The 21527-nt window shown below is 68.0% G+C and carries 22 protein-coding genes; 10 read left to right on the top strand and 12 right to left on the bottom strand.

All coding sequences use genetic code 11. From position 1 onward, the window contains the following. Positions 1–21: 21 nt before the first annotated feature. Positions 22–897, top strand: a complete 876-nt coding sequence (locus tag HWX87_RS02390) for an SDR family NAD(P)-dependent oxidoreductase (protein ID WP_176045491.1) — start codon at positions 22–24, stop codon at positions 895–897. A gap of 5 nt (positions 898–902) precedes the next feature. Then, positions 903–1727, top strand: a complete 825-nt coding sequence (locus HWX87_RS02385; RefSeq protein WP_176045490.1) for an SDR family NAD(P)-dependent oxidoreductase — start codon at positions 903–905, stop codon at positions 1725–1727. Positions 1728–1771: 44 nt separating this feature from the next. On the opposite strand, the gene HWX87_RS02380 is transcribed toward HWX87_RS02385, so the two are convergent. The 4 genes from HWX87_RS02380 to HWX87_RS02365 form a co-directional block, all read right to left on the bottom strand. Further along, positions 1772–2020: a hypothetical protein gene (locus HWX87_RS02380; protein ID WP_176045489.1), complete on the bottom strand. Its 249-nt coding sequence runs from the start codon at positions 2018–2020 to the stop codon at positions 1772–1774. Positions 2021–2137: 117 nt separating this feature from the next. Continuing rightward, positions 2138–3112: a threo-3-hydroxy-L-aspartate ammonia-lyase gene (locus HWX87_RS02375; protein WP_176045488.1), complete on the bottom strand. Its 975-nt coding sequence runs from the start codon at positions 3110–3112 to the stop codon at positions 2138–2140. A gap of 51 nt (positions 3113–3163) precedes the next feature. Beyond that, positions 3164–3802, bottom strand: coding sequence for a helix-turn-helix transcriptional regulator (locus HWX87_RS02370; RefSeq protein ID WP_176045487.1), 639 nt, complete (start codon positions 3800–3802; stop codon positions 3164–3166). Beyond that, positions 3799–4320: a YbaK/prolyl-tRNA synthetase associated domain-containing protein gene (locus tag HWX87_RS02365; protein WP_176045486.1), complete on the bottom strand. Its 522-nt coding sequence runs from the start codon at positions 4318–4320 to the stop codon at positions 3799–3801. Before HWX87_RS02365 ends, HWX87_RS02370 begins: the two co-directional genes overlap by 4 nt. Positions 4321–4724: 404 nt before the next feature. Here HWX87_RS02365 and HWX87_RS02360 point away from each other — a divergent pair, with 404 nt between their 5' ends. After that, a complete protein-coding gene (locus tag HWX87_RS02360; RefSeq protein WP_176045485.1) occupies positions 4725–6308 on the top strand; it encodes an isocitrate lyase in 1584 nt (527 codons plus the stop codon). Between the two features lie 73 nt (positions 6309–6381). Here HWX87_RS02360 and HWX87_RS02355 read toward each other — a convergent pair whose 3' ends face one another. Together HWX87_RS02355 and HWX87_RS02350 are read right to left on the bottom strand one after the other, a co-directional pair. Next, positions 6382–7098 (bottom strand): EthD domain-containing protein, encoded by a 717-nt coding sequence (locus HWX87_RS02355; protein ID WP_176045484.1) that lies wholly within the window; start codon positions 7096–7098, stop codon positions 6382–6384. A gap of 51 nt (positions 7099–7149) precedes the next feature. Next, positions 7150–7662: a nuclear transport factor 2 family protein gene (locus HWX87_RS02350; protein ID WP_176045483.1), complete on the bottom strand. Its 513-nt coding sequence runs from the start codon at positions 7660–7662 to the stop codon at positions 7150–7152. Positions 7663–7851: 189 nt separating this feature from the next. Here HWX87_RS02350 and HWX87_RS02345 point away from each other — a divergent pair, with 189 nt between their 5' ends. The 5 genes from HWX87_RS02345 to HWX87_RS02325 all read left to right on the top strand — a co-directional run bounded on the left by HWX87_RS02345 (position 7852) and on the right by HWX87_RS02325 (position 13294). Beyond that, on the top strand, positions 7852–8352 hold the full coding sequence (locus tag HWX87_RS02345) for a nuclear transport factor 2 family protein (RefSeq protein ID WP_176045482.1): 501 nt from the start codon (positions 7852–7854) through the stop codon (positions 8350–8352). Positions 8353–8403: 51 nt separating this feature from the next. Next, the gene (locus HWX87_RS02340) at positions 8404–9270 is read left to right on the top strand and encodes an SDR family NAD(P)-dependent oxidoreductase (protein WP_176045481.1); all 867 of its coding nucleotides are present in this window, start codon (positions 8404–8406) and stop codon (positions 9268–9270) included. Between the two features lie 9 nt (positions 9271–9279). Beyond that, positions 9280–10035 carry an SDR family oxidoreductase gene (locus HWX87_RS02335; RefSeq protein ID WP_176045480.1) on the top strand — a complete coding sequence of 252 codons (756 nt, stop codon included), beginning with the start codon at positions 9280–9282 and terminating at the stop codon, positions 10033–10035. Between the two features lie 90 nt (positions 10036–10125). Continuing rightward, positions 10126–10902, top strand: a complete 777-nt coding sequence (locus HWX87_RS02330) for a glucose 1-dehydrogenase (RefSeq protein ID WP_176045479.1) — start codon at positions 10126–10128, stop codon at positions 10900–10902. Positions 10903–11428: 526 nt separating this feature from the next. Beyond that, positions 11429–13294, top strand: a complete 1866-nt coding sequence (locus HWX87_RS02325; protein ID WP_176045478.1) for a phosphoenolpyruvate carboxykinase (GTP) — start codon at positions 11429–11431, stop codon at positions 13292–13294. Between the two features lie 82 nt (positions 13295–13376). Here the strand turns inward: HWX87_RS02325 and HWX87_RS02320 are convergent, their stop codons facing one another. The 5 genes from HWX87_RS02320 to HWX87_RS02300 form a co-directional block, all read right to left on the bottom strand. Beyond that, a complete protein-coding gene (locus HWX87_RS02320; protein ID WP_176045477.1) occupies positions 13377–14285 on the bottom strand; it encodes an NAD(P)-dependent oxidoreductase in 909 nt (302 codons plus the stop codon). A gap of 74 nt (positions 14286–14359) precedes the next feature. Further along, a complete protein-coding gene (locus HWX87_RS02315; RefSeq protein ID WP_208456515.1) occupies positions 14360–15193 on the bottom strand; it encodes an SDR family NAD(P)-dependent oxidoreductase in 834 nt (277 codons plus the stop codon). A 40-nt stretch (positions 15194–15233) separates the two neighbouring features. After that, positions 15234–15992, bottom strand: coding sequence for an SDR family oxidoreductase (locus tag HWX87_RS02310; protein ID WP_047903207.1), 759 nt, complete (start codon positions 15990–15992; stop codon positions 15234–15236). Between the two features lie 40 nt (positions 15993–16032). After that, a complete protein-coding gene (locus HWX87_RS02305) occupies positions 16033–16890 on the bottom strand; it encodes an SDR family oxidoreductase (RefSeq protein WP_176045475.1) in 858 nt (285 codons plus the stop codon). Positions 16891–16893: 3 nt separating this feature from the next. Beyond that, positions 16894–17310 carry a nuclear transport factor 2 family protein gene (locus HWX87_RS02300; protein ID WP_176045474.1) on the bottom strand — a complete coding sequence of 139 codons (417 nt, stop codon included), beginning with the start codon at positions 17308–17310 and terminating at the stop codon, positions 16894–16896. Positions 17311–17770: 460 nt separating this feature from the next. On the opposite strand from HWX87_RS02300, the gene HWX87_RS02295 reads away from it, so the two are divergent. Together HWX87_RS02295 and HWX87_RS02290 are read left to right on the top strand one after the other, a co-directional pair. Next, complete coding sequence (locus tag HWX87_RS02295; protein WP_176045473.1) at positions 17771–17980, top strand: hypothetical protein; 210 nt, start codon at positions 17771–17773, stop codon at positions 17978–17980. Between the two features lie 222 nt (positions 17981–18202). Continuing rightward, on the top strand, positions 18203–19714 hold the full coding sequence (locus HWX87_RS02290; protein WP_176045472.1) for an FAD-dependent oxidoreductase: 1512 nt from the start codon (positions 18203–18205) through the stop codon (positions 19712–19714). Positions 19715–19791: 77 nt separating this feature from the next. Here the strand turns inward: HWX87_RS02290 and HWX87_RS02285 are convergent, their stop codons facing one another. Further along, positions 19792–21456 (bottom strand): acid phosphatase, encoded by a 1665-nt coding sequence (locus HWX87_RS02285; RefSeq protein ID WP_176045471.1) that lies wholly within the window; start codon positions 21454–21456, stop codon positions 19792–19794. Positions 21457–21527 lie beyond the last annotated feature (71 nt).

Here is a 21527-nt window from a genome sequence, read left to right as displayed (position 1 = left end):
ATCGAAAAGACTGGAGACATCATGACCGACACCCCATCCCGGATCCTGGCCGGCAAGTGCGCGCTCGTGACGGGCGCGAGCCGCGGCATCGGCCGTGCGATCGCGCAGCGTCTCGCGTCCGAAGGCGCGACCGTCGTCGTGACCGCGCGCAGCCTCACGCAATCGGCGACCACCGCTGGTACGCTCGCCGAAACGGTCGCGCTGATCGAACAGGCCGGCGGCCGCGCGCTCGCGCTCGCGGCCGACCTGTCGAACGCGGCTGAGCGCGACGCGCTCGTCGGGCGCGCGGCGCAAGCCGCCGGCGGCCTCGACATCCTCGTGAACAACGCGGGCGTGGCCGATTACGCATGCGTCGACGCGATGCCGATGACGATGTTCGACACGACGATCGAACACTATCTGCGCATCCCGTTCGCGCTGGCGCAGGCCGCGATCCCGCTGATGCGCGCTCGCGGCGCCGGCTGGATCGTCAACGTCGGCTCCGCGACGGCGCTGCCGCCGCTGCGGCCGTTCGACGATTTTTCGCGCGCGGGCGGCGCGACCGTCTATGCGGCGGTGAAAGCCGCGCTGTCGCGCTTCACGCAGGGGCTCGCGGCCGAACTCGAAGCCGACGGCATCGCGGTGAATCTCGTCGCGCCGAGCACGGCGATCCGCACGCCGGGCGCCGCGCGCTACATCCCCGAAGGCTATCCAACCGAGGACGTCGCGTATCTCGCCGAAACCGCGCTTGCGCTGTGCAGCCTGCCGGCGCGCGAACGCACGGGCCTCGTCACGCACAGCCTGCATTTCCCGCTCGCGCAGCAACTCGCGGTGCGTTCGCTCGACGGCCGCACGCCGCTGCCGCCGCCGGTGATTCCCGCGTACGCGCATCCTCTCATCGACCCAACAGGACTTTGACTGACATGACGAATTCGATTCGCTTCGACGGCGGCACCGCCGTGATCACCGGCGCGGCCAGCGGCATCGGCAGCGGGCTTGCGCGCCACGCGGCCGCGCTCGGCATGCGCGTCGTGCTGGCCGATCTCGATCCGGCAAAGCTCGACGCCTTTGCCGCGACGCTCGATACCGAAGTGCTGTGCGTGCCGACCGACGTGAGTCGCCCGGAGGCCGTCGACGCGCTGGCCGAAGCCGCATGGCAGCGCTTCGGCGGCGTCGACCTGCTGTTCAACAACGCGGGCGTGATGGCGACGGGCTTCAGCTGGGAAATCACGCCGGAACGCTTCGAGCGCAGCTTCGCGATCAACGTGCACGGCGTGCTGAACGGGATCCGCAGTTTTGTACCGCGGATGCTCGAACGCAACGTGCCGGCGCGGATCGTGAACACCGCGTCGGTCGGCGGCTTCCTGCCGAGCCCGCTGATGTCGCCGTATTCGGCGACGAAGTTCGCGGTGGTCGCGCTGACCGAATCGCTGTATGGAGAACTGAAGATGCTCGGTGCGCCGGTCGGCGTGTCGCTGCTCGCGCCGGGCCCCGTGCAGTCGGGGATCTTCAACGATCCGTTCGGCGCCGCGCACGACCGGCCCGAGGTGCAGGGCTTCGTCGACACGATGCGCTCGATGCTGAACGCGCACGGCCTCACGCCCGACGCGTTTGCCGAGCGGGTGTTCGACGGCATTCGCGCAGGGCGCTACTGGCTGATTCCGCAACCGGAGACGATCGACGGCGCGCTGCAGCGTCGCACCGACGACATCCTCGCCGCACGCGATCCGTCGCTGCCGTCGTTCTGAATGCCGGCGGGGCCGGGCGCGGCAGCGGCGCCCGGTGCGCGCCGTTACATGTGCGTGCCGGCGTGCGTGCGGCCGCTCGGGTCGCCGCCGCGATCGGGCGGCGTATTGTTCTGATCGATCTTCGCGAGCACGAAGCCGGCGTGCGGCAACGCGCCGGGCGAGCGGTGCAGCGCCTGCGCGACGGCGTCGTGCGGCGATGCGGCCGGGAAACCGGATGACGTCGCGCCCGGTTGAGCGAACGCCGAAAGGGAGGCGGCCGCCAGGGCGGCGGCGACGATCGCGTGCGTGTTCATGATGGCTCCTTCACGACTGACTACGGGACAACGTAATCAGTCTAGGGCGCGAAACTTAACGCGTCGTGAAGGCGCTACGGCGCACGGATGACAGGATGTTCATGTGCGCCGCGACGCTCAGGCCGGCGTCGACACCAGCGCGCAGAAGTTCTCGAGATCGACGTTGCCGCCGCTGATCACGACGCCGACGCGCTTGCCCTGCAGCGCGTCCTTCATCCGTCGCACGGCAGCGAACGACAGGCAGCCGGTCGGCTCGACGACAATCTTCATACGGGTGGCGAAGAAGCGCATGCAGTCGACCAGTTCCGCGTCGGTCGCGGTCAGGATGTCGTCGACGTCGCGGCGGATGATCGGGAACGTCAGGTTGCCGAGGTATTGCGTCTGCGCGCCGTCGGCGATCGTGCGCGGCGTGTCGATCCGGACGATCGCGCCGGAGCGGAACGATTGCTGGCCGTCGTTGCCGGCTTCGGGCTCGACACCGTACAACGTCGCGTGCGGCGACAGCGCGCGCGTGGACAGCGCGGTGCCCGACAGCAGCCCGCCGCCGCCGAGCGGCGCGAACACCGCGTCGAGCGGGCCGACTTCGTCGAACAGCTCCTTGGCCGCCGTACCCTGGCCGGCGATCACGTCCGCGTGGTCGTAGGGCGGGATCAGCGTGAGCCCGTGTTGCTCCGCGAGATCGCGGCCGATCTGCTCGCGGTCCTCGGTGTAGCGGTCGTAGGTCACGACGTTGCCGCCGTAGCCGCGCGTCGCGGCCATCTTCGCGGCCGGCGCATCCTGCGGCATCACGATCGTCGCGGGAATGCCGAGGATGCGTGCCGACAGCGCGATCGCCTGCGCGTGGTTGCCCGACGAGAACGCGACGACGCCGTGGCGGCGCTGTTCGGCGTTGAAACGCGACAGCGCGTTGAATGCGCCGCGGAACTTGAATGCGCCCATGCGCTGCAGGTTCTCGCACTTGAAGAACACCTGCGCGCCGAGCGCTGCGTCGACCGTTCGCGACGTCATCACCGGCGTGCGGTGCGCATGGCCTTCGAGCCGGGCCGCAGCCGCGGCGACGTCGTCGTACGTGGGGAGAGTCGGAGAGTTCATGGTTGCTCGAGAGTCGGAAAGGTCAGTCAACTGGAAAACGGCGCGCCCGATTTACTTCGCATCGTTGTAGACGGTCGCGCGCGAGACGCCGAGATGCTGCGACACGATTTCCATCGCGCGGCGCACCTCGAGGAAGCCGTCGGCCTTCAGCGTCTGCAGCAGTTCGCGGCGCTGGTCGGTCTTCAGGTCGCGCGGCGTCGTCGCGAGGCGCGTCGCGAACGCGTCGATGCGCTGCCGGATCGCGTCGGCGCCGGCCGGGTCGAGCGTCTCGGCGACGGTCTCGCCGTCCGTGCGGCAAAACTGGTTCAGCATGCCCTGGAAGCCGCGGAACAGCGTGACGTCGGCATTCAGGCACAGCGCGGCCACGTAGCGCCCGGTCGAATCCTTGATGCCGATCGACGTGCTTTTCGCGGTGCGGCCGTCGGCGAAGCGGTTCGGGTAGTTCGCGAGCACCTGCGGGAAATCGTCGTCGGCGATGCGGGCGAGGCCGAGTTCGGTCGCCGGATCGCCGACCGCGCGCCCGGACAGATTGTTGTGGATCGCGAGGATCGCGTGCTCCGGCGTGCGCAGGTCATGCACGACGACCTCGGTGAACGGCGCGAACATCGCGCCGAGCCCTTCGGCGATGCGCTGCACCTGCTCGATCAGCGACGCCTGCTCGGACAGCGGTGGTGTGCGGTGCGTGGTCATGCGTTTTCCCGGGGCGACGTTGCGTCGGTCGTTTCCGGCCGCGTGATGTCGGCCAGCAGAGGCCGGGCGATCCGCACATAGTCGGCCGAGTCGAGCACGACCGAGCGGTCGAGGCGGCCCGCGTTGAAGGCGATCTCGGCGTTGCGTTCGACCAGTGCGGGATCGACGACGAGCGTGACGTTCGCGTCGAACACGAACGGCGGCACGGCGCCCATCACGCAGCGCGTGACGGCGGCCGCGACGTCGGGCGATGCGAGCGTCGCCTTGCGGCGGCCGACGGCATCGGCGACCTTGCGGAAATCGATCTTCAGGTGACCGGGAATCACGGCGAGTGCGGTGCTGTCGCCGCCGTCCTTGAAGGTGCAGAGCATCGCCTTCGCACCCTGTTCGGGGCGCGTGCCGCGGATCGCGGCGATCACGTCGGATTTACCTTCCGCCGGATGCGCCAGCACGCGGAAACGCGCACCGGACGTATTCAGCAGGTCGCAAAGCGTGTCGAAAACGGGAGAGTCGTTCATGTCGCTCCGGGCGGGAGAGGGCGCAGCGCGGTGCACGGGGAGCGAGCACACGGCTCGCTGTCGATGAATTGTCCAAGTATAGACGTTTTGTCATGGGATGTGGCAAACGCAGGTGCTGCCGCACCCGGCCGCTTTCCAACTGCGAAAGACCTTTTCATATTGCGAAATCTAAGCGGAATTCCGGTCGCGTCGCCTTTCCGCCGCTTGAAAACTTGTTTTGCATCGCAAAATCGCTTGGCTATCTCATTGAAAAACAAGGAAAATTTATATCTTATGTCTTATATAAGACTTGGCCGAAAGCGCGCCGGACAGGATTAATATTGAGTCCATGCAGTTCGCTTCGTCACATGAAGCGGGCACGCTGAACCCTTTACTCAAATGCGCTTCGTTCCCAGGAGATTGACATGTCCCAGTACCAAGACGACATCAAGGCAGTGGCTGGCTTGAAGGAAAACCACGGCAGTGCGTGGAATGCCATCAGCCCCGAGTACGCCGCTCGCATGCGTGCCCAGAACAAGTTCAAGACGGGCCTGGACATCGCGAAGTACACCGCGAAGATCATGCGCGCCGACATGGCCGCGTACGACGCCGATCCGGCCAAGTACACGCAGTCGCTGGGTTGCTGGCACGGCTTCATCGGCCAGCAGAAGATGATCTCCATCAAGAAGCACTTCAACAGCACCGAACGCCGCTACCTGTACCTGTCCGGCTGGATGGTCGCCGCGCTGCGCTCGGAGTTCGGCCCGCTGCCGGACCAGTCGATGCACGAAAAGACGTCGGTCAGCGCGCTGATCCGCGAGCTGTACACGTTCCTGCGCCAGGCCGACGCCCGTGAACTGGGCGGCCTGTTCCGCGAGCTGGATGCGGCGAAGGACGCGACCGCCAAGGCGGCGATCCAGGAAAAGATCGACAACCACGTCACGCACGTCGTGCCGATCATTGCCGACATCGACGCGGGCTTCGGCAACGCGGAAGCGACCTACCTGCTGGCCAAGCAGTTCATCGAAGCGGGCGCCTGCTGCATCCAGATCGAAAACCAGGTGTCGGACGAGAAGCAGTGCGGCCACCAGGACGGCAAGGTCACGGTGCCGCATGAGGACTTCCTCGCGAAGATCCGCGCGATCCGCTACGCGTTCCTGGAGCTGGGCGTGGACGACGGCATCATCGTTGCCCGTACCGACTCGCTGGGCGCCGGCCTGACCAAGCAGATCGCCGTGACGACCACGGCGGGCGACCTGGGCGACCAGTACAACGCGTTCCTCGATTGCGAAGAGCTGTCGGCCGACCAGCTGGGCAACGGTGACGTCGTCATCAAGCGCGAAGGCAAGCTGCTGCGTCCGAAGCGCCTGCCGAGCAACCTGTTCCAGTTCCGCGCCGGCACGGGCGAAGCGCGTTGCGTGCTCGACTGCATCACGTCGCTGCAGAACGGCGCCGACCTGCTGTGGATCGAAACCGAAAAACCGCATATCGCGCAGATCGGCGGCATGGTCAGCGAGATCCGCAAGGTGATCCCGAACGCGAAGCTGGTGTACAACAACAGCCCGTCGTTCAACTGGACGCTGAATTTCCGCCAGCAGGTGTTCGACGCGATGAAGGCCGAAGGCAAGGACGTGTCGGCCTACGACCGTGCGCAGCTGATGAGCGTCGAGTACGACCAGACGGAACTGGCCGCGCTGGCGGACGAAAAGATCCGCACGTTCCAGGCCGACGCATCGCGTGAAGCAGGGATCTTCCACCACCTGATCACGCTGCCGACGTACCACACGGCTGCGCTGTCGACCGACAACCTGGCCAAGGAATACTTCGGCGACCAGGGCATGCTGGGCTACGTGGCAGGCGTGCAGCGCAAGGAAATCCGTCAGGGCATCGCCTGCGTGAAGCACCAGAACATGTCGGGTTCGGACATCGGCGACGACCACAAGGAATACTTCAGCGGCGAAGCAGCGCTGAAGGCGGCGGGCAAGGACAACACGATGAACCAGTTCTGATCATCGCCGGACCCGAAGCACGACGCCAGCCCCTCGGGGCTGGCGTTTTTTTTATCCGCTCGATCCTGGCGCGTTATCCGCGCACGGCCTTTACGACGTACTGGCTCGTCGGCACGACATCGATCTTGTCGAAATCGATGAAGCGTCCGCAGCTGTCCATCATTTCAGCCACGTTGCGCTGGAACTTTTCCTCATCGCCGACCGCATCGAAGAACGCATGCGGATCGGTCATTGCCGCAGCCGGGAAGCACTCCTCGACGATCGCGTCGTAGACGGGCGCCGCATGCGTGAGCGCGCGCACGACGACGTTCTGCACATACAGGAAATTGTCCTGCGTATCGATCGCGACGCGCGTGTGATGACCGTGCCACACGTCGAGCCACGCTTCGTGCGTGAGCCGTGGCGGCCGCTTGAGAAAGGCGAGCTGCGAGAAGCCGGTCGTGCGTTCGCCGGGCCACGCGGGGAAGCGCGTGTTCGGAATCGGCTGCGACTCGGTGACGAGATACGCGGCCATGTGCGGGACCGCCGCGCGCACGGCCTCGTCGAACGGCTGGCGGAATATCGCGTTCGCGCTGTCCATCCACACCGCGACGATCCCGTCGATGCCCGGGTGCGTGTTGGTCTGCTTCAGGCCGGCGGCCGGCGCGACATCTTCATCGACGACGTTCACCTGCACGCCGTGCGCACCGAGCGACAGCAGTGTGTCGGCGAGCCGCGCGCGCACCGTGCGGCTCCACTGGTCGGGCGCGGCCTGCGCATCGCGCCACAACACGTAAATGACTTTCTCCATTGCTCCGGCTCCAGAGGGGAATGACGGGATCGGCGGCGTGGCCGCCGGGGTTCAGGAAGTGGTTTCGGGCAATCCGGCCGCGTGATGCGCGCCCGGCGCGAACCGGTTCGCGGTCAGCGTGAACGACGGCGGGATCGGCGACGTGACGGTTTCGAACAGCCGCTCGTGGCGCGTCGCGTGAATGCGCCACACGCCGTCGCGCTTCACGTACTGGTCGTCGTAGAACGCGGTGCCGTGCAGCAGGTAGTTGTCCTCGAGATTGATCGCGTGGTCCTCGAGAAACCACACGCCGCACGCGTGATCGGCGGACACCAGCGTGAGTTCCGGGTGATGGCCGTGATGCATCGTCAGGAAGGTCGGCTTGCCGATCAGGTCGCGCAGGCTCGACACGAACGCATCGCGGCCGTCGTACGCATAGCGGCCGCCATACAGCCGCGCCTCGCAATCCTCGGTCAGGCAATCCGCGAGCAATGCCCAGTCGTGCGTATCGACCGCGCGGAAATACCGGTACTTCAACTGTCGGATCTGCTCGTACTCGTGGAGCGTGCGGGTCGTGTCGTCCATCGCCGTGTCTCGTGGTGGTGTCGTTCGATGGTAGGAACGAAGCCGCCTGCATCACATCGTCTGTTCGGACGAAACCCTCATGCATGAACCGCCGGTTAATCCGAACGGGTGATGGCCGGCGCGTCGCGCGGCGGTAACGTGGCGTCGACGCGGCCTTCGAACCGCGCCAGCACCGAACAAGGAGACGGGATGACCCTCATCGAATCGCTGGAAACGCGCGTGCGCCGGCTGGAAGACGCCGACGCGATCCGCCGGCTGAAGGCGCGCTACTTCACGTGCTGCGATCGCAAGGATCCGCAGGGCATGCGCGACTGCTTCGTGGCCGGCCCCGTGCAGATCGACTACGGCCGGATCGGCACGTTCGACACGCGCGATGCGCTCGTCGACGTGTTCGAGCAGCTCGGCTGCCATCCGCACATCGTCGAGATGCATCACGGCGTGAATCCCGACATCGCCGTGCTCGACGACACGCATGCACGCGGCACGTGGGGCCTGCACTACCAGATGATCGACACGAACGCGCGCACGCTCACGCAGCTCGGCGCGTATTACGACGACGCTTACCGGAAGGTCGACGGCGAATGGAAGATCGCGGCCACGCGCTGCGTCGTCACGTCGACGCTGTCGGCCCGCTACGAAGGCGACGCACCGGGCGTGCTGTTCGCCGGCGCGCAGCCGCCGGCCGCCTGACGCACGCGAAACGCCACGGTCGTGGCGGATATTTCACAGGAGACATCGAACATGACACAGAACCACGATGCGCCGGTCGCCGTCGTGACTGGCGCATCGCGCGGCGCGGGCAAGGGCATCGCGCGCGCACTCGGTGCGGCCGGCATGACCGTCTATGTGACGGGCCGTTCGCAGAACGAAGGTGATGCGCCGCTGCCCGGCACGATCCACGAGACCGCGCGCGAGATCGACGCGCTCGGCGGCCGCGGGATCGCGGTGGCCTGCGATCACGCGGACGACGCCCAGGTGAAGGCGCTGTTCGAGCGCGTCGAGCGCGAATGCGGGCGGCTCGACATTCTCGTCAACAACGCGACTTACCTGCACGACCAGCTGATCCTGCCGGGTCCGTTCTGGGAGAAGTCGCTCGACCTCGTGAACATCCTCGACGTCGGGCTGCGCTCGGCGTATGTCGCGAGCTGGCATGCGGCACAGCTGATGGCGAAGCGCCGCAGCGGGCTGATCGCGTTCACGTCGTCGTTCGGCGCGAGCTGCTACATGCACGGCGCGGCGTACGGCGCGCAGAAATCCGGCGTCGACAAGTTCGCGAAGGACATGGCCGTCGACCTGAAGCCGTTCGATGTCGCGACCGTGTCGATCTGGATGGGCCCGCTGCGCACCGAGCGCACGACGCGTGTGTGGGAAGCGCACCCGGATCTCTACAAGGAGTTCTCGCTCGTCGCCGAAAGCCCGGAGTTCACCGGCCGCGTGATTCACGCGATTCACGGCGATCCGCAGCGGATGGCGCTGTCGGGGCAGGTGCTCGTCGGCGCGGAAGCCGCATTGCAGTACGGGATCGCCGATCTCGACGGCAAGCAGCCGCCGTCGTATCGCGAACTGCTCGGCGGGCCCGTGCAGGCCCATCCGGCAATCGTCGCCTGAGGAGCGCAGATGGGCATCCTGAAGGGCAAGGTCGCGCTCGTGACGGGCGCGGGGCAGGGCGTCGGCCAGGGCGTCGCGCATGCGCTCGCGGCCGAGGGCGCGCACGTCGCGGTGGTCGGCCGCACGCGCGACAAGCTGCTCGCGACCTGCGAAGCCATTCGCGCACGCGGCGGCGTGGCGGAGCCGTTCGTGTGCGACGTGATGGACGCCGCACAGATCGTGCAGTGCGTCGATGCTGTCGTCGAACGGTACGGCGGCGTGCAGATCCTGGTCAACAACGCGCAGGTCGTGCCGCTCGGCCGCCTGCTCGACGTGACCGACGCGGATTTTATGGCGGGGCTCGAATCGGGGCCGATCGCGACGCTGCGGATGATGCGCGCATGCCATCCGCACCTGAAGGGCGACGGCGTGATCGTCAACTTCGCGTCGTCGGCCGCGGTGCGCTGGGATGCGTCGGGTTACGGCGCATACGCGGCCACCAAGGAAGCGATTCGTGCGCTGACGCGCGCGGCCGCATGCGAATGGGGCGCGGACGGCATCCGCGTGAACGCGGTCGCGCCGCATGCGCTGTCGCCGGGCCTGAAGGGCTGGGTCGATGCGAATCCGCGGGAAGCCGCTGCGTTCTTCCGCACGATTCCGCTCGGCCGTGTCGGCGACTGCGAGCAGGACATCGGGCGCGCGATCGTGTTTCTCGCGAGCCGCGACGCTGCGTACCTGACGGGCGCGACGCTGCCGCTCGACGGCGGGCAGGCGTACTGGGGCTGACGGCGCACGGCGTGTGTCAATCATGAATTCGGCGGCCGCGCGCATGCATGCGCGTGGTGGCCGGCAAACCGGAATCGAAGCGAGGACGACATGGGTCGACTGGATGGAAAGGTAGCGATCGTCACGGGCGGCGCGCGTGGCATGGGTGCGGCGACGTGCAGGCTGTTCGTCGACGCGGGCGCGCGCGTCGTGATCGGCGACGTGCTCGATGCGGAAGGCGAAGCGCTCGCGCGCGAACTGGGCGATGCGGCGCGCTTCATGCGGCTGGACGTGGCCGACGAAGCGAGCTGGGTGCGCGTGACGGAGGCGACCGTCGAGCAGTTCGGCCGCATCGACGTACTCGTCAACAACGCGGCCGTGCTCACGTTCGGCGGCATCACCGAGCTGTCGAAACGCGATTTCGAACGCGCGGTGTCGATCAATCTGGTCGGCACGTTCGTCGGCATCCGTACGATCGCGCCGCACATGATCGCGCAGAAGAGCGGGTCGATCGTCAACATTTCGTCGGTGGACGGGCTGCGCGGCGTGAACGCGCTGGCCGCGTACGTGTCGAGCAAATGGGGCGTGCGCGGGCTGACGAAGGTCGCGGCGCTCGAACTCGGCCACCAGGGCGTGCGCGTGAATTCGATCCATCCGGGCGGCGTGAACACCGCGATGTCGAATCCGACCGGCGCGCCGCTCGAGGAGATCAACAAGCACTATGCGAACGTCCCGCTGCAGCGGGTCGGCTTGCCTGACGAAATCGCGCGCGCGACGCTGTTCCTCGCGAGCGACGAAGCGTCGTATTGCAACGGCGCCGAACTGGCCGTCGACGGCGGGATGGCGGCGGGCGCGTATTACCCCGGATTGCCCGGCGCGCCGTTTTGAGCGTGGGCGCGTATCGGGCATTCGATCAGGATGTTTGTGTACGCAACCTAATTCAGGGTTTGCCTGAGTAGCGAAAACGTGAATTCGCCCGGCGCGCATTCGCGTTTGCATCACGCGGGCGCGGCACACCGAAATTGCCGCGCCCGTGAAACCCATAGCCGGCGGCCATCCCGGCTGTTTCGTCCCCAAAGCGCGCGCGATGACGCGGCAAAAAAGGACCTGCCCGCAACGCGCGTGCCGGTCCGCCGTCACAGTTGTTTCTTGTTGCAACGCAACGCCCGTCCAATAACGGCGATGGTATGCTGGCCGGAATGGAGTTGTATGGCAGGTTGCTTGCATGGCGAAACTCGCGTTCGCACCTTCTAACGAGACGTCACCTTCTCTCGCACGCATCGCGGCATCGACGCGCGCTCCGCTCGCGCGTCCCGTCCTGCGCGCTGCTCCCTCCTGCGCTCCAATCGCATACCCCATCTCGCGGGCGCGTCCCGCATCCCCCATCCCCGCCCAATAATCTGGAGACATTCCCATGTCGCAAAACACCATGGCCGAAGCAACGCACGGCCCGCTGATCGCTCCACCGGCTTTCGTCAAACATCGCAAGCTGATCGACTGGGTGTCGCGCATCGCGGCACTGACGGAGCCCGAGCGCGTCGTGTGGTGTGACGGTTCGCAGGAAGAAAACGATGCGCTGTGCCAGGCGATGGTCGACCAGGGCACGCTGACGCGCCTGAATCCGGCGAAGCGGCCGAACTCGTATCTTGCGCAATCCGATCCATCGGACGTCGCGCGCGTCGAGGATCGCACGTTCATCTGCGCTGCATCGCGCGACGACGTCGGCCCGACCAACAACTGGATCGAGCCGGCCGAAATGCGCGAGACGCTCAACGGGCTGTTCCGCGGCTCGATGCGCGGCCGCACGCTGTACGTCGTGCCGTTCTCGATGGGGCCGCTCGGCTCGCCGATTGCGCACGTCGGCGTCGAACTGTCCGACAGCCCGTACGTCGCGGTGAACATGCGGATCATGACGCGCATGGGCCGCGACGTGTACGACGTGCTCGGCGAGGACGGCGAGTTCGTGCCGTGCGTGCACAGCGTCGGCCATCCGCTCGAAGCCGGCCAGCAGGACGTGCCGTGGCCGTGCAACCCGGTCAAGTACATCGTGCATTTCCCCGAGACGCGGGAAATCTGGAGCTTCGGCTCGGGCTACGGCGGCAACGCACTGCTCGGCAAGAAGTGCTTCGCACTGCGCATCGCGTCGACGATGGGCCGCGACCAGGGCTGGCTCGCGGAACACATGCTGATCCTCGGCGTGACGTCGCCGGCCGGCAAGAAGTATCACGTCGCGGCCGCGTTCCCGTCCGCGTGCGGCAAGACCAACTTCGCGATGCTGATCCCGCCGGAGGGCTTCAACGGCTGGAAGGTCACGACGATCGGCGACGACATCGCGTGGCTGAAACCCGGCCGCGACGGCCGCCTGTATGCGATCAATCCGGAAGCCGGCTTCTTCGGCGTGGCGCCGGGCACCGGCGAGAAGACCAACCCGAACGCGATCGCGACGCTGACGAAGAACGTGATCTTCACGAACGTCGCGCTGACGGAAGACGGCGACGTGTGGTGGGAAGGGCTGACCGACACGCCGCCCGCGAAGCTGACGGACTGGCAGGGCAACCCGTGGACGCCGGAAACGGCCAAGGAAACCGGCCGCAAGGCCGCGCATCCGAATTCGCGCTTCACCGCGCCGGCCGCGCAGTGCCCGTCGATCGACGGCGACTGGGAGAACCCGGCCGGCGTGCCGATCGACGCGTTCATCTTCGGCGGCCGCCGCTCGACGACGGTGCCGCTCGTGACCGAGGCGCGTGATTGGGTCGAAGGCGTGTACATGGCGGCGACGATGGGCTCGGAGACGACAGCCGCCGCGGTCGGCCAGCAGGGCATCGTGCGCCGCGATCCGTTCGCGATGCTGCCGTTCTGTGGCTACAACGTCAGCGATTATTTCGCGCACTGGCTCAAACTCGGCAAGCAGCTCGAAGCAACCGGCGCGACGCTGCCGAAGATCTACTGCGTGAACTGGTTCCGCAAGGATGCGAACGGCAAGTTCGTGTGGCCGGGCTTCGGCGAGAACATGCGCGTGCTGAAGTGGATGCTCGATCGTCTCGAAGGCACGGGCGGCGGCGGCGAACATGCGTTCGGCGTGTCGCCGGCGTATGAAGACCTGCACTGGGACGGCCTCGATTTCACGCGCGACCAGTTCGACGCGGTGACGTCGATGAACGCGGACGAATGGCGCGAGGAGCTGAAGCTGCATGCGGCGCTGTTTGACATGCTGAAGCTGCGTTTGCCGGCTGAAATGACCGACACGATGAAGAAGATCGAACAGCGCATCGGCGCCTGACGATCCGGATCGACGCATCGCCCTTGACGTCCCGCCGCCGGCAGCGCTTGCCGGCGGCGGGACGTTTTTGCATCCGCGCCGCTTACTGCGCGCTGCAATGCGCGACGACTTCGTCGACCGCGCGTTGCACGTCGCCGCGCCGGTAGCGCAGCAGCGCGAGGTCCGCTGCATCGGGCTCGTACGACACGACGTTGCCGCGCCCCGTGTAGATCGCCATGTCGGGCAGCAGCGGATGCTCCTGGTCGAGCGACGGCACGTCCTGCGGGTTGCCGGCCGCGCGGAAGAACGCCGCGAAGTAGTCGGCGAAGCTGAGGTTCTCGTCGCCGACGAGATAGGCCTTGCCCGCTTCACCGCGCTGCAGCGCACCCCAGATCGCTTCCGACAGCGATTGCGTCGAGATGAAGTTGCTGCCGCCGGCCGGCCCGTACACGGGCAGCCCCGCGAACTGGCCGAGCGCATAGCCCGTGTATGCGGCGAACATCTCGTTGCGCAGCCCCGGCACCGACCCGACGACGAACGGCGCATTCACGCTGCACACCGCGAACGACGGCGTCGCGAGCGCCCGCACGCGTTCGTCGGCGAGATGGCGCGAGCGCACGTACGGCACCGTGTCGACGAGCGCCGGTGCGACCTGCGGGTAGAAGCTGCCGACCAGCACCGCGCGTTTCACGCCCGCGTCGCGGGCCAGCGCGAAGAAGCGTGGCACCGCGTCGACGTTCGCGCGTTCCCAGTGCGCGGCTTCGTCGGTGCCGGGCGGCAGGTGGCGGATGTCGTTGCCGGCCGCGAACACGACCGCGTCGAACGGCGCGAGATCGTCGCGCGTGAAGTTGCCGGCCACGTAGTCGCGTTGCAGCACGTCGAACTGCGCGAGCGCGCTGCCGGCCGCGGGCGGCTTGCGCGCGGCGAGCGTGATCTGGTTGCCCTGCGCGTGCAGGTGCAGCGCGGCATGGCCGCCGATGAGGCCGGTACCGCCGACGATCAGGATCTTCATGGAGTCTCCGATGGCGGCGCGAATGCGCCGCGTGAAATGAACGGGTGAAGTGGCGCGTGCGTGCGTCGCGCCGCTCAGAAATTGAAGCCGTTGCCCGTGACGACGGGCATGTTGGTCCAGAAGCCGTTCGGGTCGCGATACCAGCCGGCCGCCGCGAGCGCGCCGCCGTCGACGTGCAGCGTCGTGCCGGTGACCCAGGCGGCGAGCGGGCTTGCGAGGTACAGCGCGGCGCCCGCGATATCGCCGGCCGCGCCGAAGCGCCCGAGCGGAATCCAGCGCGGGATATGGCTGTGGTGCTCGGCCGCGACCATCGCGCTGACGGGCACCTGCGGCGTCTCGGTGGTTTCCGGCGCGATCTGGTTCACGCGGATGCCGGCCGGCCCGAGTTCGAGCGCGAGGCTTTTCGTGAAGCCGGTCAGCGCGGCCTTGAACGATGCATACACGGTGCAGTTGGGGATCGCGCGGAAGCCTTCGATCGACGATACGCCGACGATGCTGCTGCCCGCGCCGCGCTTGCGCAGCAACGGCAGCATCGCGCGCGTGACCGTGAACACCTGGCGCAGGTTCACGTCGAACAGCCGGTCGATATCGTCGTCGGTGCAGGCGTCGAACGGCTTCGCGATCTGCAGGAAATCGCCGACGTTGTTGACGAGCACGTCGAGGCCGCCGAAGCGCGCGTCGATGGTCCGCGCGAACGCGTCGACCTCGTCGCGGCGCGTGACGTCCACGGTGCCGACGAGTGCGTCGACGCCGGCCGCTTCGAGCGCCGCCCGCACGTCCTGCGCGCGCGCCGCGTCGATCTCGGCCACGGCCACGCGCGCGCCGGCCGCGCCGAACGCTTCCGCACAGGCGCGGCCGATGCCCGCGCCGCCGCCGGTGACCAGTACCGTCTTGTCGGTGAATGAAATCATCTTGGGAGTCCTTTGAATGGAAAGGCGTCGGGCCGCGTTACAGCGACGACACCAGTTGTGCGTTGTCGATCCGCAGTTCCGCGCCGTTGACGAAACGCGATTCGTCGGATGCCAGGAACAGCACGAGATTCGCGACGTCCTGCGGGTCGCACATGCGCGCCATCGGATCGCTGCCGATGCCGAGCGCAGCCGGGTCGAGGTCGGGCATCAGCGCCTGCGTCATCGGCGTCCAGATCCCGTCCGGATGGATCGAGTTGCAGCGGATCCGGTAGCCGCTGCGCTTGCAGTGCACGGCGACGCTGCGCGCGAGCGCCGTCACCGCGCCTTTCGAGCCGGTGTACGCGCACATCATCGGCAGCCCGCCGAGCGCGGCGACCGACGACATCATCACGATCGAGCCCGGCGTGTCGTTGCCCTTCATCGCGCCGATCGCATACTTGCAACCGAGGAAATAGCCATCCGCGTTGGTGCGCATCACGCGCCGCCACGTGTCGAGGCTCGTGTCCTCGATCGAGCCGACCGGGCAGATCGCCGCGTTGTTGACGAGCACGTCGAGGCGGCCGAAGCGGTCGAGCGTCGACGCGATCGCGTGCCGCCAGCCGTCTTCGTCGGCGATGTCGTGGCGCACGAACAGCGCCGCGTCGCCGATCTCGCGGGCGAGCGCGCGGCCCGCGTCTTCGTCGATGTCGGTCAATACGACGCGCGCGCCTTCGGCGGCCAGCAGCAGCGCATCCGCGCGGCCGACGCCGCTTGCCGCGCCGGTGACCAGCGCGACCTTGTTTGCGACTCGATTCATGGTCGGTCGATGTCCTTTGTGAGTGAGGGAAGACGGGTATTCATGCGGCGCCAGGCGCACGGCCGGCCTTGATCGCGTCGAGCGCGGCCGCGCCGTAGATCTGCGCGATCGTATCGTCGACGCGCGGGTTGGTGCGCAGTTCGTGGCCGCCGTCGACCGCGAAGCTCTGGCCGGTCACCCAGCCCGACTCGGGGCCCGCGAGATAGCGCACCGCATGCGCGATCGCTTCCGGTTCGCCGAGCGTGCCGAGCGGGATCTGTTCGAGAAAGCTGTCGACGAGCGCCGGGTTGTCGAACATCGGCGCCGTGGCTTCGGAACGCGTGAGACCCGGGCGCACCGCATTCACGCGGATCTTCGCGCCGGCCAGCTCCTCGGCCGCGCCGCGCACGAGCGCTTCGAGCGCGGCCTTGGCGGTGCAGTACGCGGACAGCCAGCGGAAATTGATCTGCGCGGCCGTCGACGAGATGCAGACGATCGCGCCGCCGCCGCTGTCGGCGAGCCGCGGCGCCGCATGACGGATCGCGGCGAACGCGCTGTGCAGGTTCAGGTCGATTTCCGCGCGGAAGCTGTCGGCATCGTGCAGCAGCAGCGGCCGGAAGCCGGCGCCGCCGACCGTCGGCACGACGATGTCGAGGCGGTGGTCCAGCGCCCATGCGCAGTCGAGCGCGGCCTGCAGGTCGCCTTCGTCGCATGCATCGCCTGCATGGATCGCGACGCGGCTGCCGGGCACGGCGTCGGTCAGTTGCCGTTGTGCGCGCTCGAGCGCGTCGCGCCGGCGGCCCATCAGCACGACGGCCGCGCCGTCGGCGACGAGCGCATGCGCGCAGGCCGCGCCGATGCCGCCGGCGCCGCCGGTGACGAGCGCGGTGCGGCCGATGAGGGGGAGGGACGTGTGCATGGTTCAGCCCTCCAGCGGCAGGTCCTGCGACCAGTCGAGATGCAGTGTGCGCGCGGCGAAGCGCCACGTGCCGCCGTCGAGCACGCAGCGGTCGCGATAGCGCACGCCCCAGTCGAGTTTGCGCTTCACGCCGTCGCGCACGTAGACGTGGCACGCGACGCAGTAGGTCTCGACATCGGCCTCGCCACCGTCGAGCGTGACGAGCTGGTTGTGCACGTGATGCTGGGTCACGTCGTAGCGCTCGATCACGCGCATGCCGGCGACGATCGCGTCGCGGTCGTCGAAGCGAAAGCCGGGGCCGGCCAGTGTGGCATCGGCGGTGAAAAGGGCAGTGAGACGCGGCCAGTCGCGCCGGTCGACGGCTTGCGCGTAGCGGCACGCAAGTTCGTACAGCGCGTGGCGGGGATTCGAATCGGTCATGCAGTACTCCCGTGGCAGAACGGAAAGAGTCGGTCGCGTCGCGAGTGCGGACGCGGCGGCATTGCGACGTCGATGCGCAGGTTCGCATCGGACCGATGGCGACTCATCACCCATACGGAGCAGAACGAGGGTCGGGGAAAACACCGGGGTCGGCGACCGTGCGCAACGCGATGCGGCCGCGATGGTGCGGCGCAGCGTCCGAAGTGCGACATGCGTCTGACGATTGGCGTGGCGGGCCGGCAAAGGCCCCCGACATGTCGCGGTTGCTCGCTGCAGGCGAATTCGGTTACGACGATGCTGCGCCGCCGCACGACGCGCAACTTCCGCTCAGCGTTTGCCCCTAGTCGAAATGGACGATGGCTGGCGGCCGGGCGCTGGCTACCGTGCAGTCATCCGGTGCCGCAAGCGATGCGTGCCGGACACGAACCGCACCAGCGGGCAACCGGAGGGGACGACGATCATGAGACTGACGACTCGCAAACTGTGCGTACTGGCGATGGGCACGTTCGCTGCCATGGCGATGGCGCGATACGGTGCCGACGAGGTCCCGTCGCCGCCGTACGCGGCCGGCATCCTGCAGTGCCGCTCGGTCGATCCGAATGGTTTGCCGACCGGGTGCGTGCCGATCGATCCGGTGCACTTCGGTTTCGCTGCGTTGCGCGGCATGTGATGCGGGCGCGGCCGTGCGCCGCGCAGGACGGGCGCCGTCGCCGAGCCCGGGGCGCCGTCGTTGCGTGCGGCGCCGGATCGCGCCGCCGGTTCGGCTTCACATCGTTTGACTTCCCCCGAGCAGGACATCGCACGCGGCATGCGTTCGCACGGCCGCGTGCCCGGCAGCCCGCCGCCGCGCTCACCGCTTTCCGCAGATTCCCTTCACGCTGACCCAATCCTCATGTCCTCCGACTATTCCCTGACTCGCCCCCTGAACCTTCGCGACGTGCATCGCTGGGATGCCGAACACGACGTCGTGATCGTCGGCTTCGGCGCGGCCGGCGCGTGCGCGGCGATCGAAGCCGCGAGCGCCGGCGCCGACACGCTGATCGTCGAACGCGCATCGAGCTACGGCGGCACGAGCGCGCTGTCGGGCGGCGAGATCTACCTCGGCGGCGGTGGCGGTACGCCCGCGCAGCGGCAGGCCGGCTTCACCGACGACACGGAGGATCTCTATCGTTACCTGATGCTCGCAGGCGGCCGCGACGCCGACGAGGCGAAGGTGCGCCTCTACGCGAACGAGAGCCTCGCGCACCACGACTGGCTCGTCGCGCAGGGCCTGACCTACAAGAACACGTTCATCGCCGAGCGGATCGTCGAACCGGACACCGACGACTGCCTGATCTGGTCGGGCAGCGAGGAAGCCTGGCCGTTCAGCGAGGCCGCGAAGCCGTGCCCGCGCGGCCACACGCCGCAATGGCCGGGCTGGGGCGGCGGGCAGATGCTGATGCGCGTGCTGGCCGAACGCGTGGCGGCGCTCGGTGTCGCGACGCGCTACGACACGCGCGCGCTCGCGCTGATCGTCGACGACGGCGGCGCGGTGTGCGGCGTCGTGCTGCGTGCCTATGGCGAGACGGTGTTCGTGCGGGCGCGCGGCGCGGTGATTCTGTGCGCGGGCGGCTTCGCGATGAACCGCGACATGGTGCGCCGGCACGCGCCGCAATTCCTGCGTTCGGACGAGCCGATCGGCAGCCCCGGCGACGACGGCTCGGGCATCCTGCTCGGCCAGAGTGCGGGCGGCGCGGCGATCCACATGGATCAGGGTTTCGTCAGTCTGCCGTTCTACGCCCCCGAATCGCTGATCAAGGGGATCTTCGTGAACGCGCGCGGCCAGCGCTTCATCAACGAGGACGGCTATCACGGCCGCACGGGCCATCACGCGTTTCACCAGGCCGGCGATCGCATCTACCTGCTGGTCGACCAGGCGACGTACCAGGAGCCGCCCGCGATCGCGCGGATCGGCATCGCGGCGGCCGGCGAAACGTGGGAGGAAGTCGAACGCGATCTGCAGATGCCGGCCGGCACGCTGACGGCGACCGTCGACGTGTACAACCGCCATGCGGCCGAAGGCGCCGATCCGCTGTTCCACAAGGCGAAGAAATGGCTGCAGCCGCTGATCGAGCCGCCGTTCGTCGCGCTCGATTGCCGGATCGACTACGCGTTCTACCCGCATTTCACGCTCGGCGGACTCGACACGCTGCCGACCGGGCAGGTGCTCGACGCGGCGCGCGCGCCGGTGCCGGGCCTCTACGCAGCCGGCCGCACGACCTGCGGGCTGCCGCGCTGGGGCGCCGGATACAGCTCGGGGCTGTCGCTCGCCGACTCGACCTTCTTCGGCCGGCAGGCCGGCCGTCATGCCGCGCAGGCGGGGCGCGACGCATTGCGAAGCGCCGCCTGGCGCCGCCGGGCCTGAAACGGACGACGCCCCGGGCAAGCCATCGCATTGCCCGGGGCGTCGTCGTTTCGGGCGATCAAGCGATCGCCCGGCCGTCAGCCGAGATCGAGTGCGTTCGTCAGGTCGCCCGGCGGCGTCGCGCCGCGCGCGGCGAACGCCTTGTTGCGCACGACCACGCCGTCGAGCGGCGCGAGCCCGTGCACGCGGCTGATGAAGCGCAGGATCGAGTTCGTGTCGTACAGCGTGTGATCGACGAAGCCCTTCTTCGCGAACGGCGAGATCACGAGCGCGGGAATCCGCGAACCGGGGCCCCAGCGGTCGCCGACCGGCGGCGCGACGTGGTCCCACCAGCCGCCGTTCTCGTCGTGCGTCATCACGATCACGGTGTTTTCCCATTGGGGACCGCGCCGGATATGGTCGATCACGGTCGCAATGTGACGGTCGCCCGATTCGATGTCCGCGTAGCCCGCATGCATGTTCAGGTTGCCCTGCGGCTTGTAGAACGTGACGGCCGGCAGACGGCCGGCATCGATGTCGGCGATCAAGCGATTGGTCGACGGCTCGTCGCCGAGCCCCGCGTCGCGCAGGTGCCGGCGGCGGGCTTCCGTGCCCGGCGCGTAGTTCACGAAGTAGTTGAACGGCTGGTGGTGGTACTGGAAATCGGGCACGGTGCCCGTATCGCGATGCTCGAGCGCGTACTGCCACGCGCCGCTGTACCACGCCCAGTCGACGTTCTTCTCCGACAGACGGTCGCCGATCGTCGCATAGCCTTGCGGCGGCATCACGCGATGGTCGTCCGGATCCGCATACGCGGCGTTGCCCGGGTCGGGCGGCGGCACGTAGCTCGGCTGGTACGGCGGCGCCATCGTGTTCACGCCATAGCCGTCCGGCGTCAGCGGGCCGTCGGCCGCGAACTTCGGCGGACCGTCGAGCGCGGACGCGGGCGAATCGTCGGCCAGCTTCAGGCGCGTGCCGGCCGGATCGTCGCCTTCGACCTTCGACAGCAGTTTCGCCGCATGCGGATGCTTGTGCGCGTCCGGATACAGCGGCGGCTGCGCGGAGATCAGGAACATGTGGTTCATCCACGAACCGCCGAAGGCCGCCATGAAGAAGTTGTCGCACAGCGTGTATTGCCGCGCGAGGTTCCACAGCCGCAGCGAATCGGCTGAGTTGCGGTAATGGCCCATCACGAGGCCGCCCGAATCGGCCCACGCCGCGAACTGGTTGTTGCGGCCGGCCGCGATCTGCATCTGGTTCTGGTAGAAGCGGTGCCACAGGTCGCGCGTGATCACGCCGTTCGGCAGCGGCTTGCCCTGCGCGTCGGCGATCCGGAACGGCGCGTTCGGCAGCTTGTCGATGTCGCGCTCGGCGATCGCATAGCGCTTGCCGTCCACTTCCTGCGCCTGCGGCACGAGCCCGCCCCAGATCTTCGGCAGCACGGGCAGCGGCGTCTTGCCGTCGCGATCGAGCTGCTGCGCGTGTTCGGGCCGCACTTCGCCGAGCGGATGCTGCACGCCGGGGAAATCGCCGTACAGGTTCGCAAAGCTGCGGTTTTCCGCGTAGATCACGACGATGTGGCGCACGCGCTGGCGCAACGCTTCGTCGATGCGCTGGTCGTCGGCCGAACGCGGCGCGCTGCCCGCGGTGGTTTCGCAACCGCTGAGCGCAACACCGGCACCGATGGCGGCGAGGCCGCCGAGTACGCGGCGGCGGTCGGGGTCGGCGGGAAGGTCGTCGGGGCGATCGGGGGTGTCGGTCACGTCGTGGGCTCCTCGAATGGGCAGGTGGGCGGTGTCGTTCGATGCGCGGCGGCGTCGCTCAGGCTGCCGCG

The organism is Burkholderia sp. BCC1644 (assembly GCF_902833225.1).
Classification (GTDB): domain Bacteria; phylum Pseudomonadota; class Gammaproteobacteria; order Burkholderiales; family Burkholderiaceae; genus Burkholderia.
The sequence above is the reverse complement of the archived record's forward strand: the minus strand, read 5'-3'. Positions and strand labels throughout refer to the sequence as shown.